16 protein-coding genes are annotated in these 14,826 nt (G+C 55.0%); 11 read left to right on the top strand and 5 right to left on the bottom strand.

What is annotated here, in order from left to right:
• Positions 1-809 precede the first annotated feature (809 nt).
• Together ACFFIY_RS00780 and ACFFIY_RS00775 are read left to right on the top strand one after the other, a co-directional pair.
• Positions 810-2,054, top strand: a complete 1,245-nt coding sequence (locus ACFFIY_RS00780; RefSeq protein WP_354198247.1) for a dicarboxylate/amino acid:cation symporter — start codon at positions 810-812, stop codon at positions 2,052-2,054.
• Positions 2,055-2,106: 52 nt separating this feature from the next.
• Positions 2,107-2,649 carry a GNAT family N-acetyltransferase gene (locus ACFFIY_RS00775; protein ID WP_354198249.1) on the top strand — a complete coding sequence of 181 codons (543 nt, stop codon included), beginning with the start codon at positions 2,107-2,109 and terminating at the stop codon, positions 2,647-2,649.
• A gap of 50 nt (positions 2,650-2,699) precedes the next feature.
• On the opposite strand, the gene ACFFIY_RS00770 is transcribed toward ACFFIY_RS00775, so the two are convergent.
• The 4 genes from ACFFIY_RS00770 to ACFFIY_RS00755 all read right to left on the bottom strand — a co-directional run bounded on the left by ACFFIY_RS00770 (position 2,700) and on the right by ACFFIY_RS00755 (position 5,075).
• On the bottom strand, positions 2,700-3,125 hold the full coding sequence (locus ACFFIY_RS00770) for a single stranded DNA-binding domain-containing protein (protein WP_354198251.1): 426 nt from the start codon (positions 3,123-3,125) through the stop codon (positions 2,700-2,702).
• 127 nt (positions 3,126-3,252) lie between these two features.
• Positions 3,253-3,741, bottom strand: a complete 489-nt coding sequence (locus ACFFIY_RS00765; protein WP_354198252.1) for a DinB family protein — start codon at positions 3,739-3,741, stop codon at positions 3,253-3,255.
• Between the two features lie 92 nt (positions 3,742-3,833).
• Positions 3,834-4,403 carry a DUF488 domain-containing protein gene (locus tag ACFFIY_RS00760; RefSeq protein WP_354198253.1) on the bottom strand — a complete coding sequence of 190 codons (570 nt, stop codon included), beginning with the start codon at positions 4,401-4,403 and terminating at the stop codon, positions 3,834-3,836.
• A gap of 33 nt (positions 4,404-4,436) precedes the next feature.
• Positions 4,437-5,075: a YdhK family protein gene (locus ACFFIY_RS00755; RefSeq protein ID WP_354198254.1), complete on the bottom strand. Its 639-nt coding sequence runs from the start codon at positions 5,073-5,075 to the stop codon at positions 4,437-4,439.
• A 224-nt stretch (positions 5,076-5,299) separates the two neighbouring features.
• On the opposite strand from ACFFIY_RS00755, the gene ACFFIY_RS00750 reads away from it, so the two are divergent.
• The 9 genes from ACFFIY_RS00750 (at position 5,300) to ACFFIY_RS00710 (ending at position 12,806) form a co-directional block, all read left to right on the top strand.
• Positions 5,300-5,539, top strand: coding sequence for a ferredoxin family protein (locus tag ACFFIY_RS00750; protein WP_076757547.1), 240 nt, complete (start codon positions 5,300-5,302; stop codon positions 5,537-5,539).
• 318 nt (positions 5,540-5,857) lie between these two features.
• Positions 5,858-6,271 (top strand): hypothetical protein, encoded by a 414-nt coding sequence (locus ACFFIY_RS00745; RefSeq protein ID WP_354198256.1) that lies wholly within the window; start codon positions 5,858-5,860, stop codon positions 6,269-6,271.
• The gene (locus ACFFIY_RS00740) at positions 6,268-7,734 is read left to right on the top strand and encodes a sodium:solute symporter family transporter (protein ID WP_354198258.1); all 1,467 of its coding nucleotides are present in this window, start codon (positions 6,268-6,270) and stop codon (positions 7,732-7,734) included. Before ACFFIY_RS00745 ends, ACFFIY_RS00740 begins: the two co-directional genes overlap by 4 nt.
• 24 nt (positions 7,735-7,758) lie before the next feature.
• Positions 7,759-9,330, top strand: coding sequence for a class I adenylate-forming enzyme family protein (locus ACFFIY_RS00735; RefSeq protein WP_354198260.1), 1,572 nt, complete (start codon positions 7,759-7,761; stop codon positions 9,328-9,330).
• A 13-nt stretch (positions 9,331-9,343) separates the two neighbouring features.
• Positions 9,344-9,793 (top strand): MaoC/PaaZ C-terminal domain-containing protein, encoded by a 450-nt coding sequence (locus ACFFIY_RS00730; protein ID WP_354198262.1) that lies wholly within the window; start codon positions 9,344-9,346, stop codon positions 9,791-9,793.
• Positions 9,794-9,901: 108 nt separating this feature from the next.
• Positions 9,902-10,237 carry a hypothetical protein gene (locus ACFFIY_RS00725; RefSeq protein ID WP_354198264.1) on the top strand — a complete coding sequence of 112 codons (336 nt, stop codon included), beginning with the start codon at positions 9,902-9,904 and terminating at the stop codon, positions 10,235-10,237.
• 28 nt (positions 10,238-10,265) lie between these two features.
• Positions 10,266-10,448 (top strand): hypothetical protein, encoded by a 183-nt coding sequence (locus ACFFIY_RS00720; RefSeq protein WP_354198266.1) that lies wholly within the window; start codon positions 10,266-10,268, stop codon positions 10,446-10,448.
• A gap of 262 nt (positions 10,449-10,710) precedes the next feature.
• A complete protein-coding gene (locus ACFFIY_RS00715) occupies positions 10,711-11,805 on the top strand; it encodes a branched-chain amino acid aminotransferase (RefSeq protein ID WP_354198267.1) in 1,095 nt (364 codons plus the stop codon).
• Positions 11,806-12,071: 266 nt separating this feature from the next.
• A complete protein-coding gene (locus ACFFIY_RS00710; protein WP_354198269.1) occupies positions 12,072-12,806 on the top strand; it encodes a YqcI/YcgG family protein in 735 nt (244 codons plus the stop codon).
• Positions 12,807-12,879: 73 nt separating this feature from the next.
• On the opposite strand, the gene ACFFIY_RS00705 is transcribed toward ACFFIY_RS00710, so the two are convergent.
• Positions 12,880-14,619 (bottom strand): AAA family ATPase, encoded by a 1,740-nt coding sequence (locus ACFFIY_RS00705; RefSeq protein WP_354198270.1) that lies wholly within the window; start codon positions 14,617-14,619, stop codon positions 12,880-12,882.
• Between the last annotated feature and the right edge of the window lie 207 nt (positions 14,620-14,826).

Below are 14,826 nucleotides of genomic sequence, written 5' to 3'. Positions count from 1 at the left end.
CCCCTGCAAGAGTAGGACGCCGCTGGGCACAAAGCCGTCTCCCTATGGAGACGGTTTTTTTGTGCTGTGAAAAAGGGGAATCCGGACGAGTCGTACGGATCGAGGCTTGAGTCGTACGGATCGACCCTTGAACCGGACGGATCCGGCCCTGAGTCGTAGGGGTTCCGCTTTCTAATAGAGAAATCTCCTCTCTCCAGGGCGAGTCGTACGGATCAGGCCCCGAGTCGTACGGATCGACCCTTGAACCGGACGGCTCTGGCTCAGAATCGTACGAGTTCCACTTTCCAAGAGGGAAATCTCCACTCTCCAAGGCGAGTCGTACGGAACAGGCCTTGAGTCGTACGCATTCACCCTTGAACCGTACGGATCCGGCCCTGAGTCGTACGGGTTCCACTTTCCAAGAGGGAAACACCCACTCACCAGGACGAGTCGTACGGAACAGGCCTTGAGTCGTACGGATCGACCCTTGAACCGTACGGATCCGGCCCTGAGTCGTACGGGTTCCACTTTCCAAGAGGGAAACACCCACTCGCCAGGACGAGTCGTACGGATCTCCCTTCGAACCGTACGGATCTAGCCTCCGAGCCGAACAGATAGCAGTCCTTGAATTTAACTTTGTCTAAAAAGAAACATATTAATGTTATGTAAACCACACGCTCTCGCTTCTCCATCCCCATCTCTCAGCGTTCGTTTCGTCTTCTTGAAAGAAGGGCATTATGATGGTAGCGGCAATTTTGCCGGTCACTTTCTGTGCGGTAAGCTTGCTCACAACAGTGGGGGCTTACCGGTGTTCTGGAGGAGGGCAGCGGATGGGAGTCATTTGGAGGTTTTATCGGGATCGTTCATTCATACTTAAGATGACGGTCGGTTTCGTGCTGGGCATTGTCGTGGGCTTGATTTTCGGGCCGTCGGCAAAAGTATTGTCACCGCTCGGGGAACTGCTGCTGCGTTTGCTCAACCTGATCGTCATTCCCCTTGTTGTGTTTACACTGATCGCTGCGGTGGATCAGCTGAATCCACAGAAGCTTGGCCGGATCGGCGGGAAGGTATTTGTTTATTACATGTTCACGACAGCCATCGCAATTGTTTTCGGCATCGTCATCGCATTGCTTGTGAAGCCGGGTACCGGACTGTCACTGCCTGACGCGAAAGTCGACATACCCGAGCACTCATCGATGCTCGATACGTTGCTCGGCATTGTTCCGGAAAACCTGTTTTCCTCCTTGGTGAGCAGTGACATCCTGGGTATCATTTTTGTTGCCGTCGTCGTCGGGCTTTCGATTTCTTCCATGACGCATTCCGGTGAGGAGCGGATCCGGAAAATGGGGAATCTGCTCAGTGAGCTGACGGTGAGCCTGAGCGAATTGACATTCCGTATTCTCAATGGAATCTTGCAGTATGCACCGATCGGGATTTTCGCCATAGCGGCGTCAGCCATCGGTTCACAAGGTCTTCAGACCCTTATTTCACTGGGGAAACTGACCGGTGTCATTTACATCGGCATCGCACTGCAGTTCATCTTTGTCTATTTCCTCATGCTGAAAATTTTCGGCGTGCATATCCGGCAGTTCCTGGCCAATACAAAAGAGGCGATCGCGACGGCATTCATGACGTCCAGCAGTCTCGGAACCCTTCCGGTTACGATGAGGTCTGCGAGCCGGGCAGGGATCAGCAATGAAGTGGCCAGCTTCAGCCTGCCGCTCGGCGCGACGGTCAATATGGACGGGGCAGCGATCCGCCTTGGAGCATCCGTCGTGTTCGCTGCGGATATTATGGGTCTCAATCTTGGATTTTCTGCAATTCTCGGCATCATTGTCACGGGAACTCTCGCTTCAGTCGGAACGGCGGGGGTACCGGGAGCCGGTCTTATTGCTTTGTCGATCGTATTGACTCAGGCCGGATTGCCGATCCAGGTAGTTGCCCTTGTTGCCGGTGTGGACGCGATTCTCGGGATGGGGGCCACCGCCTGCAATGTGACCGGAGACCTGGTGGGTGCGGCAATCGTTGACAAAAGCGAACGACGAAAATTGAGTGCAGCATCATCAGAGGCTTAGTGTTCTGCTCCACAATTTAAAGCAGTGAAACAGGGGAAAAGGCGGTGTGTGAATGGATATTTTGGTCAGGCAGGAAGAACCGAAAGACTTCCATCAAGTGGAACAAATCGTGGAGGAATCATTTCGGGATGTGCAAATGAGTGATCATCGGGAGCAGTTGCTTGTCGGCAGGTTGAGGGCATCCCATACATATATGCCTGAACTTGCACTTGTGGCGGAACTGGAAGAAGCGGGAGATTTGATCGGCTATTCCCTTATGACAGAAGTGACCGTGGGAGACAAGAAAATCACGGCTCTTGCACTGGCGCCGGTGGCCGTCCTGCCGGATTACCGCAATGAAGGAGTCGGAACGATGCTGATCAGGGAAGGAATCCGCCGGGCGGCTTCACTTGGTTACAGGGCGGTCACTGTTCTCGGAAACCCGGATTACTATCACCGGTTCGGTTTCCGGCGGTCGTCCGATTACCATATTCACTCACCATTTGAAGTGTCGGGTGAGCTATATTTGGTGCTTGAACTTCAAAAATATGGCCTTGAGGGTGTTTCTGGAATCGTCAATTACCCAGATCCTTTTGTCGAAGAACCGGATTCTTAAAATTTACCGGCACATGAAGAAGGCATGGCTCCAAGGCCATGCCTTCTTTTTCATTGCTTCTCAATGACCGTTGCATTGATTTCCGGCTGGTCGTCTTTGTCCGTCCCGCCGAATGTCCCGTACACCGTCACGATGTCGCCGTCTTCGAGTGCCGTGTCGGTCGTGTCGAGGTTCGTGACGGCGATTTCACCGTCGCCTTCCGGATCTTTGAGCATAAAGCCGCCGAGCGCCGAATGGCCGGTGACTTCACCGCGGATCCGCACATGAGTGCCTTCTTCAATATCGCCGGTCGATGCGCTGTCGAACGTAATTTCCTCTGCGGAAGCCATGAATTCATCATTGATTTCACTTTGGGATTTTTTGTCCCCCGATGCTGGCGGACTGATGCTTTCTGTGCTTGTTACAGGTGGTTTGTCATCATTGGAGCAAGCACCGAGCAGAAGCCCGCCGAGCAAGATAAAGGACAGCCGCTTCATGATCATCACTCCTTTGCTCCTTGTTGCGTCAGCCTGTGTATTCCCTAATATCCTGAAGTTAAGGGTCTTGCTGCAACGGACAGGAAAAACGGGCCGCCGCATCACTGCGACCACCCATCCACCGAGTTTAAAACCCGAGGTCTTCTTTCACTTCACGAATTTGGTCAATGTGCCGCTTTTCATGGTACCCGACAAACGGAATCCACTGCTTCAGCTTCATCATGCCAAACACGGGGTGGGGGTAGGATTTGTCTTCGAGTGCCTGCGGGTCGGAAGTTTGCTCCGCTTTTGACAGCATGGAACGGGTACTGGACAGTTTTTGTTTGAGTTCTTCTTTTGAAGAAAATTGATCAGATGGCATCGTGAATGCCGGTGCTTCGACTTTCACCGAGCGGTTCACCGTCGCTTCGATCGGCCGCATTTCTGCTGCCGTCTCTTCACCATTTACCGCCTGATCGGCTATGGTCTTTGCGACGGCGCCTTCCATCAGGTAAAGGTGTTCCATGATTTGCTTGATCGACCATCCGCCGTTGGACGGCTTCCGGTTCAGATCTTCATCGGAAAGACGTGCGACCACTTCCAATAATTCAGTTCGGGCTTCATCATTGACTCTCATATTCGGGCTCCTTTTCATGCAGCGGATTAATATCTTAGCGTAACCTGGGATCGCCAAACGTGGGGGATGCCTGCCGCTTCTTTAGATTCTGTTCATCTTTCCTCTTCTTCAGCTGCTCCCGGCGGGTAGATGATCTCGCCGTCCATGCGCTCGACCGGCTCGGCCCCCCAGCGTCCGGGTACATGCTGTTCGGTAATCGTTTCTCCGTGCGGGCCATCCAGGATGTGGGTGACTTCGCCGCCGTTCATTGCGACCCAGTTGCTGATGAGAAGGCGGTGGCAACGGGCGGGGTGCCGCTCCGAACAACAGACGGCGACGCGCCTGCCGCCCGCCGCATCGGCCAATTTCTTAAGGCCCTCTTTAAACTCCGGTTCGAGTGTATAGTCGGCGTAGTTGTGGAACGACCGGTTGTTCCAGCCGGCGTTGAGTTCATCGGGTACGGTTTTTGATTTTCGCCTGCGGCCGCCGAGTTCGCGGATATGTACATATCCGATGCCGTTTTCGGGAAGCCATTCGCTCATCCGGTCGGTATGGAACCAAGGGTACTTCCGGCTCCCCGGGAAAGCACGGACATCGGCGAGCAGTTCTACTCCCGCGTCGCCGAGCAGTTGCAGAAATTCTTTTTCTGAATGAGTGGAATGTCCTATTGTATAAAGGTCCATCGTATCACTTCCTTCGCCTGAGTCACTGAACCATCAGGATTCCTCAGACAGTTCCTCCTCAATGACCCACTTGTGGTTTTTCACTTTTTCGCCGCCGTCTTCCGGCACAAAGTCTACCTGGTAGACGGTCGTTTTTTCGGCGTCATCGATGATCCCCGTCGCACCTTTCATGCCGTCCATGTGATCCGCCGCGATTGTCACCTGGCTTCCTTTTTGCACAGGGTCCTTTCCGGGGTCCTTAAGTTCTTCGTGGATGACCCACTTATGCGCCTTCACCGGCTTGCCCCCGTCCGTCGGGGTGTAAGTGACGGCGTAGGCGGTCGTCTCGTAAGCACCGGTGACGGTCGCCTTGGCATTTTGCATGCCCGGCATGTGGTCTGCCTTCAGTACGACTTCGCTCCCGACCGGGTATGTTGGACTTTGGGCTTCCTTCAGGCCGCCGGGAAGTGCACCGGGGTCTCCGGATTCTCCGTCTTCCATTTCCTCCCGGTCTTCGGAATCGTGCATATCGTATGTGTCACTTGTTTGTTCGCGGTCATACTGCTCATCGCCTTGTTCTTCAACACGGTCTGTTTGTTTTTCTGCTGCGCCGTCGTTGCCGCCTGAACAGCCGGAAAGCAGGAGAACCAATGCCGCCGATGTGATTCCTGCCTGATGGTTGATCTTCATCATCATCTGCACCTCCTTCACGGTCTCTTATTGGCAATGTTCCCTTTCTGGCCGAAGAGTATGTCCGTTTCAGGAGCAAACTGAAGGATCCTTGAGCGAAGAGGGATAAGATCTTTCAACTTCGGGCAAAGATTGGACAAACACCCGCAAATTATTCGCTTTTTTGAGGTTTCCGACTGCACGATTCGCGGGAATATGGTATGTTGAAAAGGTAAGGAGTGATGAAAATGACCCACGTGATCACGGCGCCTTGTATGGCCGAAAAAGCAGGAGAATGTGTGGATGTCTGTCCGGTCGATTGCATCCTTGAAGGAGAAGATCAGTTCTACATTGACCCGGACCTTTGCATAGACTGCGGTGCCTGCACAGCCGTCTGCCCGGTGGACGCCATCTTCTATGAAGATGATCTGCTGCCGGAAGATATGGAGTTCGTCGAAAAAGCCAAACAGTTCTTTATGGAAGGCTGATGCCGGAGCGGAATCGCTCCGGTTTTTCTTTTCGGGATTAAACCAAAAGAAAAGATTTTTTGTTTGGTGAATAATATGGTGGCATAACAATAGAAATTTAAATTTCCATAGACCAACATGAAACTCACCGAAAACTGATATATTTAAATAACAAATCCACCGGCCCGTCTCCAAGAGTGCCGGTTATTCGGTTTGACACCAGGTCACAAGTCCAATATATTCGATTCATTCAGACTATTGAAACCGCTTTCTGTTCCGTTTAGGGAATTCCGGCTGTTTAAGCCGCTCCATAAAGATCAGAGGAAGGTTGGTGGAGAAATGTATGTATCGGACCGCATCATGTATTTGTTTTCGGGACTGATCGTTCTGTCGCTTCTCGGCATGTTCATGCAGTCCTGGCGTCTGATCCTGTATCCGTACCTGCTCGTGATCGGGATTGTGATCACGCTCGGCATGTGGAAGGCAGTGAAGAAGTCGCGTGCAAAACTTTGGGTGCCCGGACTTGTGGCCGGAGGGTATCTGGCTTTGTTCATCTCGCTGGACGTCATCACCCGGAGTGACCCCGCGGGAGGCAGCGGCTATATCCTAGGAATGACGCCGAGCCTGGCGCTATACTTGCTCGGCATCCTGCCGCTCGCAGTCATCGCATCTTTGCTGTACGCACTTCTGTTTGACGGCAGTGACACGGAAGCTCTGAAACAGGAATTCCGGAGCGGGGAGGCGGCCGAATGAACAGCACCATCATTGTCATCGTCAGCATTTATCTTCTTGTCTGTATTTTGATCGGGATCTGGGCGACCCGGAGAACGAAATCGGCCAGTGACTTCCTTGTCGCCGGACGCAGCCTCGGCATGTTCGTCATGGCGATTGCCGCATTCACCTCCATCCAGAGCGGATTCGGCCTGCTGGGCGGTGCGGGCCAGACGTTTTCCGCAGGTTTCGGATTCGCGGCAGGCGTGCTCATCGCCGCACCGCTCGGCTTTGCGCTGACCTGGTTCCTCGTCGGCAAGAGGATGTGGGCAATGGGCGACCTCGGAGACGTGTTCACGCTGGGCGACGTGGTGGAGAAACGCTACAACAGCCGGGGCGTGCGCGGTTGGCTCGGCTTGGCCATCACACTCGGTGTCATCGGCTATCTCGGCACCCAGGTTCAGGCCATGGGGGTCATCATGCACTCGATCTTCGGTGTTTCACCAGCGGTTGGTGCACTGATCGGGCTCGGCATCCTGGCGTTTTATTCGGTTGGCGGCGGTATCATCGCATCGGTATACACGGACCTGTTCCAGGGGGTCATCATGATCGGTGTGTCGGTCCTGATCTTTTTCTTCGCGCTGAACGTCGGCGGCGGCATGCAGAACATTACAGAAACGCTCCAGGCATCCGACCCGCTGCTTGCATCGCCGTTCGGAAATTTCTCGCTCATCTCAATTGCCTGCTGGTTCCTCCTGTTCAGCCTGGGAGCTGCCGGCCAACCGCATTTCATCAATAAGTTCCTCATGATCAAAAGCCCGAAAGAACTGAAGTGGGGCGCATTCACGGCCGGTTTTGCGTACGCGATCACCGTGCTCCTCGTCGTCAGCATCGGCCTTACCGCCCGGTCGCTCCAGATCCAGGGTCGGTTCCCCGATCTCGCTTCGGCGGACGATGCGCTCGTCGTGTTCGTGACCGACTTCACCCCGTCGATCATCGGCGGGCTCGTGCTCGCAGGGCTCCTCGCGGCCATCATGTCGACCGGATCAGGCTTTGTCACGCTAGGTGCGGCCAGCCTCGTCCGTGACATTCCGCGCGCATTCGGCAAGGAAGTGAAAAATGAGCTGTTCTGGAACCGGGTGGTCGTGCTCGGACTTCTGACGGTATCCACTCTCTTCTCCTTTTACATGGATACGCTCGTCGCTCTGCTCGGCGTTTTCGGCTGGGGCACTTTTGCGGCCGCTGTGTTCCCGGCGGTCGTGCTCGGACTCGTCTGGGAAAAGGCGACGAAGCAGGGGGCGATGACGAGCATCATCCTCGGCGTCTCGCTGAATTTCATGTTTGAGATACTGAATAAGTACGGCATTCATCTTCTGCCGGAAGGCGTGGTCGTCGGGGCCATTTCGCTCGTCATTTCCATCTTGAGTTTTGTCGTCGTGTCGCTGTTCACCCAGCCGGTGGCTTCCGAAGCCGGGTCGAAAGTGCTGAAGGTGACGGAAGTCTGACTGAATTTAAAAGGAGGGGTACATTTGGATGTAGGCTATCTTCTGGACCGGGTGGAACCCCGACTCCAGACGCTGGATCCCGGTAAAGCCGCAGTCTGTCTGGAAAACGAAAAGACGTGGACATACGGGGAGCTGAATGAAACGGCAAACCGGTATGCAAATGCACTGCTGGACAAGGGAGTGGAGAAAGGGGATCGCGTCGGTCTGCTGCTGTTCAATTCGCTCGAGTATTTTGCTCTTTACTTTGCAGTCGCCAAAATCGGGGCGATTGCCGTCCGAATCAACTTCCGTCTGGAAACGGAGGAACTCGACTACATTCTCGAAGATTCCGGAACGAAGGTCCTTTGTTTTGACGGCAGTCTCGGAAACCGCGTCGAACCGCTGGTGAACAAAGGAAGCGTCAGAAAGTGGATCTGCTTTGAGGGCGGAAAAGGCACTCTTCCGGACTGGGCGGAAGCTTGGACCGTTTTGGAAAGCGGGGCGCCTGAACTGGTCCGGCGACCGGACATCTCCCAGTCGGATCCGGTCATGCTGATGTATACGTCAGGCACGACGGGCAGGCCGAAGGGGGCACTGTGGACGCATGAAAACACAGTCATGTTTTCTGTGATGCAGTCGCTGAAGTGGAATTTCAGCAAAGAGACCGTGGGGATGACAACAGGCCCTCTGTATCACGTCGGCGCCATGGAAGACATCTCGCTTGCCGTGCTGCTGGCCGGCGGCACGGTCGTCATATCCAAGAGCGGCAACTTCGAGATATCCAGGACACTCGGCGTGATCGAGGAGGCCGGCGTGTCCGATGTGTTCCTGTTCCCGTTCATGATTTATGAAATGCTGAAGCTGCCGGACATCGGATCATACGGGCTCAAATCACTTCGGACGATCTACTCGGGCGGTGATCCGATCATTTCCTGGGCAATCGACAGGCTGCACGAACAGTACCCGCACATCGGGCTCGTCCAGGTGTACGGTCTGACGGAAGGCACGCCGATCGCGGTCGCCCTCGATCCGTCAGACGCGGCGGATAAAGGCTACACGGCAGGCAAGGCGATGCCGTTCACGGAAGTGAAGATCATCGATGATGCGGGAAACCGGCTGCCGCCCGGATCGGTCGGGGAAATCTGCACGAAAGGTCCGTCTGTTGTTTCGGAATACTGGAACAAACCGGAGGCGACAAGCGAGACGTTCGTGGAAGGATGGTGCAGGACAGGTGACCTCGGCATCCTCGACGAGGAAGGATTTTTGACCATTTCGGGCAGGAAGAAAGACATGATCCGAAGCGGAGGAGAAAACATCTACCCGGTCGAAGTCGAAGATGTGCTGATCCGCCATGACGCCATCCAGGACGTCGCCGTGATCGGCATACCCGACCCGAAGTTCATTGAATCAGTTTGCGCTGTCATCGTGACGAAGCCGGGCAGGACCGTCACGGAGAAAGAGATCCTGGAGTTTATCGAAAGCCGGCTCGCCGGTTACAAAAAGCCGCGCAGTTTCGTGTTTCTGGATGAATTGCCGAGGACGGCTTCCGGCAAAGTCCAGAAGTTCCGGCTGAGAAATGAATACCAGCACCTGCTCGGCCACGAAGTGAATTCTTAAGGGGGAGTGCCGCATGTTCGATCGTTTTTTCGAAGAAGTGGACGTCGGGGATGAGTGGGAATCGATGGGGCGCACGATCACGGAGGCGGACATCGTCAACTTTGCCGGAGTGAGCGGAGACTACTATCCGCTTCATATGGATGCAGAGTATGCGGCCGCCACCCGGTTCGGCGGAAGAATCGCCCACGGCATGCTCGTGCTGTCCGTCGCGACCGGTCTCATGAACTTTACGCCGGGCGTCATTGTCGCCTTCTACGGGATGGACCGGATCCGTTTTATCCGGCCGACGTTCATCGGCGACACGATCAAAGTCCGGCTGAAGGCGGCGTCCAAGGAAAACCGGGAGGACGGGACAGGCGTCATCGTCTGCAAAACCGAGATCATCAATCAGGAAGGCCGAGCCGTTACGGCAGGAACGCTGCGCATGATGGTGAACCATGCGCCGGTCGCGGTAAAATCCTGACAGGAGAGCGGGCTTTCCGTCCATCTGCATAAAGATGGCGGGAAGCCTGCCTCCTGCTGTTTGCGCCTGCCGGATGAGGGAATAGTGAAGAACGGGAGGGAGAGCCGAGTGAAGACATTTGAGACGATTGATGAATTTGTGGAAGCGGCGGCGGGCATTGATGCCGAAGAACAGCCGGGAAACCTGTTCGTCAGCCAGGCGATTGAGAACGATGAGGTGGCGCAGGAAACCGTCATCGAAGATGAGGACTCGGTCCGCGGCAATGTGATGCAGGTGTTCAGTGTGCTCCTGGAAACCGAGAGGGGTTCCTATTATTTCGAGTACCCGTTTATCGAGCCGTACGAGATGGAAGAGATCCAGGAAAAGCTGGAGCCGCTGCTGGAGAAATTCCCGAAAGTCGTCTTGCCCCGTGTAGACATGCTCGAAAAGAGAAAAGCGATTTAAGCGGCTGACGGAAGGAGGCGGGTTGAGCGTGTCTGTTTTCAGGCGTTCCGTCCATTGCACGAACTGCAGCCGGGAAATCCGGGATGGCGAAGAAATTACAGCGATGATGACGCCGCCGGATGTGAACACGATGGTGGAGATCCGGGCCTATTTGAACAAGAAGAGCCGGGTGCTGTGCAATGATTGTGCAGACCCGGAAAAGCACAAGTGAAGAAATGCGGCAAGCAGTCCATCCCGGGCTGCTTGCAATTTTTTTCTTTGGACGCTGCAGAATTGTTCAAACGACGAATATCCGGCGCCGTTCCAGAATAAATAAAGCCGAAGGGACTTTGACGCTCATTCCTCAACAATTTAAGGAAAAAGTTTCGCCAAATTGATTTAAATTTGTCTGAATTCATGTATAATGGGGCTATTATTTCGTTTTCATGAGTATACGATATATCGCATAACGTGGAGCCAAGGAGGAAGATTGAATGGAGAACATGAAGATCAACATCACGAAGTGCCTGGAGAAGAAGCAGAAACCGTCGACGGAAGGCATTGCTTTCGGGCGCAATTTCACCGACCATATGTTCATGGCGGACTACACGGAGGGCGTTGGCTGGCATGATCACCGCATCGTGCCGTATCAGCCGATTTCGCTTGATCCGTCCGCAATCATCTTCCATTACGGACAGACAGTGTTTGAGGGCCTGAAAGCGTACAAGGCCGAAGACGGGTCGGTGCGCCTGTTCCGGCCCGAGGAGAACTTCCGCCGGATGAATGAGTCCTGCGACCGGCTGTGCATGCCGGAGATCAATGAGGCACACGCGCTTGAAGCACTAAAGGCGCTCATCGAAGTCGAGCGGGACTGGGTGCCCGAAGCGGAAGGCACTTCGCTTTATATCCGCCCGTACATGATTGCGACCGAGCCTCATCTCGGGGTGGCGCCGTCGCTCGAGTATAAATTCATGATCGTCCTGTCGCCGGTCGGCTCCTACTACAAGGAAGGCATCGCGCCGGTCAAGATCCTGGTGGAAAACGAGTATGTCCGCGCGGTTGCAGGCGGCACCGGTGCCGCCAAGACGGCCGGCAACTACGCCGCTTCCCTGAAGGCCCAGCGAGTCGCCGACAAAGCGGGCTACTCCCAGGTTCTCTGGCTCGACGGCGTGGAGAAGAAGTACATCGAAGAAGTCGGCAGCATGAACGTCTTCTTCAAGATTGGCGGCGAAGTCATCACCCCTGCGCTCAACGGCAGCATCCTCAGCGGCATCACGCGCAAATCGATCCTTGAAATGCTCCGCGCCTGGGATGTCCCGGTCACCGAGCGCCGCATTTCCATGCAGGAGCTCGTGGACGCACAGAAAGACGGCCGCCTCGAAGAAGCGTTCGGAACCGGAACGGCCGCAGTCATTTCACCGATCGGCGAATTCAACTGGAAAGGCGAGTCCTTCACCGTCAACGGCGGCGAAGCGGGTGAGCTGTCGACAAAGCTCTATGAGGAACTCACCGGCATCCAGACCGGCAAAAAAGAAGACCCGTTCAACTGGGTAACGGTCATTGAAGAAAAGGAAACCATTAAACAATAAGAAGAGAGCTGCCCGGTGCGCCCGACGCGCCGGGCGCTTTTTTGCCGGTTTTAGGACGAGACGGCGAGTCTGTCTCTTAAAATATGGAATCGGACTCTTAGCGGGACGAATCGGACTCTTAAACAGGGGAATCGGACTCTTAAACAGGGGAATCGGACTTTTAAGCGGCGGAATTGGACTTTTGTCCCCATCGCCCCGGCAAATGGGTGTTTTACTTTCCTCCCGGCCGGGGATAGAATGGTACGAGATTGGATGGAGGCTGAATCATGACCGTTAAGCAGAAAAAGATGCTGACCAAGGAAGACTTCGCCGTGCGGGACGATCTTCCCGACTGGCTGTTGAGAGAATATCAGACATTTCATGACACGGTGACCGACAAGACGTTCCCCTGCTATTTCGGCATGGCGGCAGAGCTCGGCGGGGAGCTGCGGTATGCGTATATCGAACGGGAAGACTGGTCCAACCTGCCGCAGGCGCTGGCGGAGTTCCTGGAACTATTTGAAGATCCGAAGCATAAACGCCATGGCTTTTTCGTGTTCGTCGAGCCGTTTGAGGAAGAAGGGACGATCGAGGACTACAGGAGGGAGTTCTGGGATATTCTCCAGTACCTTCATGAGCAGGACGACGTCGATTGGCCGGAAGACGCACCGAAAGATCCGGAGCATCACCTGTGGGATTTCCGATTTGGCGGAGAACCAATTTTCGCATTCGGCAATGCGCCGGCATACAAGCAGCGAAGGACACGTGATCTCGGCAATGCCATGGTGATCGGATTCCAGCCGCGCAAGATCTTCAAAGGACTCGAAGGAACCGAGCCGGGCGGGATCAATTCGCGCGAAAAAGTGCGGGAGCGGGTGGAAAAGTGGGACAACCTTCCGAAGCATCCGGACATCAGCCACTTCGGCGATCCCGAGCACAACGAGTGGAAACAGTTCTTCATCGGCGATGACGCGGTGCCGATCAAAGGGAAATGCCCGTTTCATCATAAGGACATGGACTGAACCCGCCCAAGGTCCTTCAGTCCCGGTTCCTGCGCATACAAAAACGCCTTCCGCAAAGGGAAGGCGTTTTCTCTTATGCTTCGACCGCAATCAGTTCGTCACGGACGATTTTCTTGTAGCCGACGATTTCCTGGACTTCTTCGCCGTCGATCGTTTCTTTTTTCATGAGCGCGTTCACAAGGTTCATGTATTCGGCCGGGTGGCTTTTGATGAGCAGCTCTGCCATGGACAGCGCCTCATTGAACAGTTCCTGCATCTTGGCCTCTTTTTCGCCTTTGTTGAAGGTGAGTCGGAATTCATCCTGCAGGAGGCCGGTGTTGACCATCTGCTCGAGCAGGTCCTTCGCCTGCTGCACGTCGCCGCCGACACCGATTGAGTGTTCCCCGAGATTGATGCGTTCCGCAACGCCGCCTGCCAGGATCATGGCCACCCGGTCGAGCAGTTCACTCGCAGTGGAAAGATGCAATTCTTTCTGGAGCGGTGCCACGTAGCCGAGCGCCATGCCGCGGGGGATGATCGTCGCTTTGCGGACGGAGCCCGGGTTGGTGAGCGCCTGGACGAGTGCGTGTCCGGCTTCGTGGATCGCGACCCGGTGTTTTGTGTCCGGATCATTGAGCGCACGGGCAGTCGAGCCGAGGATCGTCCGGTCGATCGCGAAGTCGAGGTCATCTGCACCGATTTCGGTCCGCCCGTCGCGGAGCGCCCGCCGGCTCGCCATCTCAAAGAGGGAGCTGAGCTCAGCGCCGGAGAACCCGGACGTGCTTTCCGCCAGCCGGTCGAATGAAGCGACAACGTCCGGGGCGATCACTTTTCCTTTTGAATGGATGTCGATGATCTCACGCCGTCCCTGAGTGTCGGGAAGCGGAACCTGGAACTCGAAATCGATCCGGCCAGGACGGAGGAACGCATCATCCAGCATGTCTTTGCGGTTTGTCGCTGCGATGAACAGGATGCCCTCATTGTCGTTGCCGCCGTCAAGCTGCACAAGCAGTTCGGTGAGCGTTTTTTCAGACTCTTCTCCGCCGTGCGGCTTTCGCTTGCCGGCCAATGCGTCGACTTCATCAATAAAGATGACGGCAGGGCGCTGTTTGCGTGCGTTGTCGAACAGAGTTCGGACGCGCGATGCGCCGACACCGACGAACATCTCGGTAAAGGCTGCGCCGCTTGACGAGAAGAAGGTGGCTCCGATTTCATGGGCGATCGCCTGGGCGAGAAGTGTTTTCCCCGTTCCAGGTGGTCCGTACAGCAGGATTCCGCGCGGCGGGGTGAGTCCGACCTGTTCGGCGCCTTTCGGGTCTTTGATGACCGCGAGTGCCTGGCCGATCTCTTCTTTCATCTCGTCGGGAATGCCGCCGACATCATCAAGTGTGATGTCCGGCAGCGGAGCGGATTTGGCGGCGCTCTGCTTCATGGAAGAGGCGACGCCCAGCTTGCCTTTGCGGTGGAGGACGAAAAGACCTGTCCCGACCGCTGCGAAGATGATGACGAGCAGCATCCGGTCGCGCGTGTTTTGCTTGGAATATTGGTAAGCCACGTCATGGTTGATGACGAGCTGTTCTACGCTTTGGCTGTTGGGCGGAATGTTCGTGGAGTATTTCCCGTCGGGTGTATCGAGAACGAGCGTGCCTTGGGCCGACTCGGTAAGCGTCATTTTCTGGCCTTCGCCGGTCTGGATGATGTCCTGCATTTTGGAAAATGAAACATCCGTCGTTCGCTCATGGCCGAATGCAAACCACGCTGCAACGGCTCCGACTGCGACTAGAAGCACGGTGATCACAAGAACTTTCGGGGTCATTTTAGAAATTGGCTTCAAGCCGCACCATCTCCTTCAACAATTTAAGCCCATTATATAAAAGAACGAGTTTAATTGATAGGAAAAAGGGTATCAATAAAAATTACAATTTTATGGCGGTAAATGATTGGTCGGTTTTTGGCAAACTCCAGAGAATGAACGTTCATTCATTTTATCCTTGACAGCCGCCGGCCGGTTGAGGAGAATAAGAGGGGAGAAGTTGTGCAA

It is taken from the genome of Bhargavaea ullalensis (genome assembly GCF_042432615.1).
Classification (GTDB): Bacteria; Bacillota; Bacilli; order Bacillales_A; family Planococcaceae; genus Bhargavaea; species Bhargavaea ullalensis.
The sequence above is the reverse complement of the archived record's forward strand: the minus strand, read 5'-3'. Positions and strand labels throughout refer to the sequence as shown.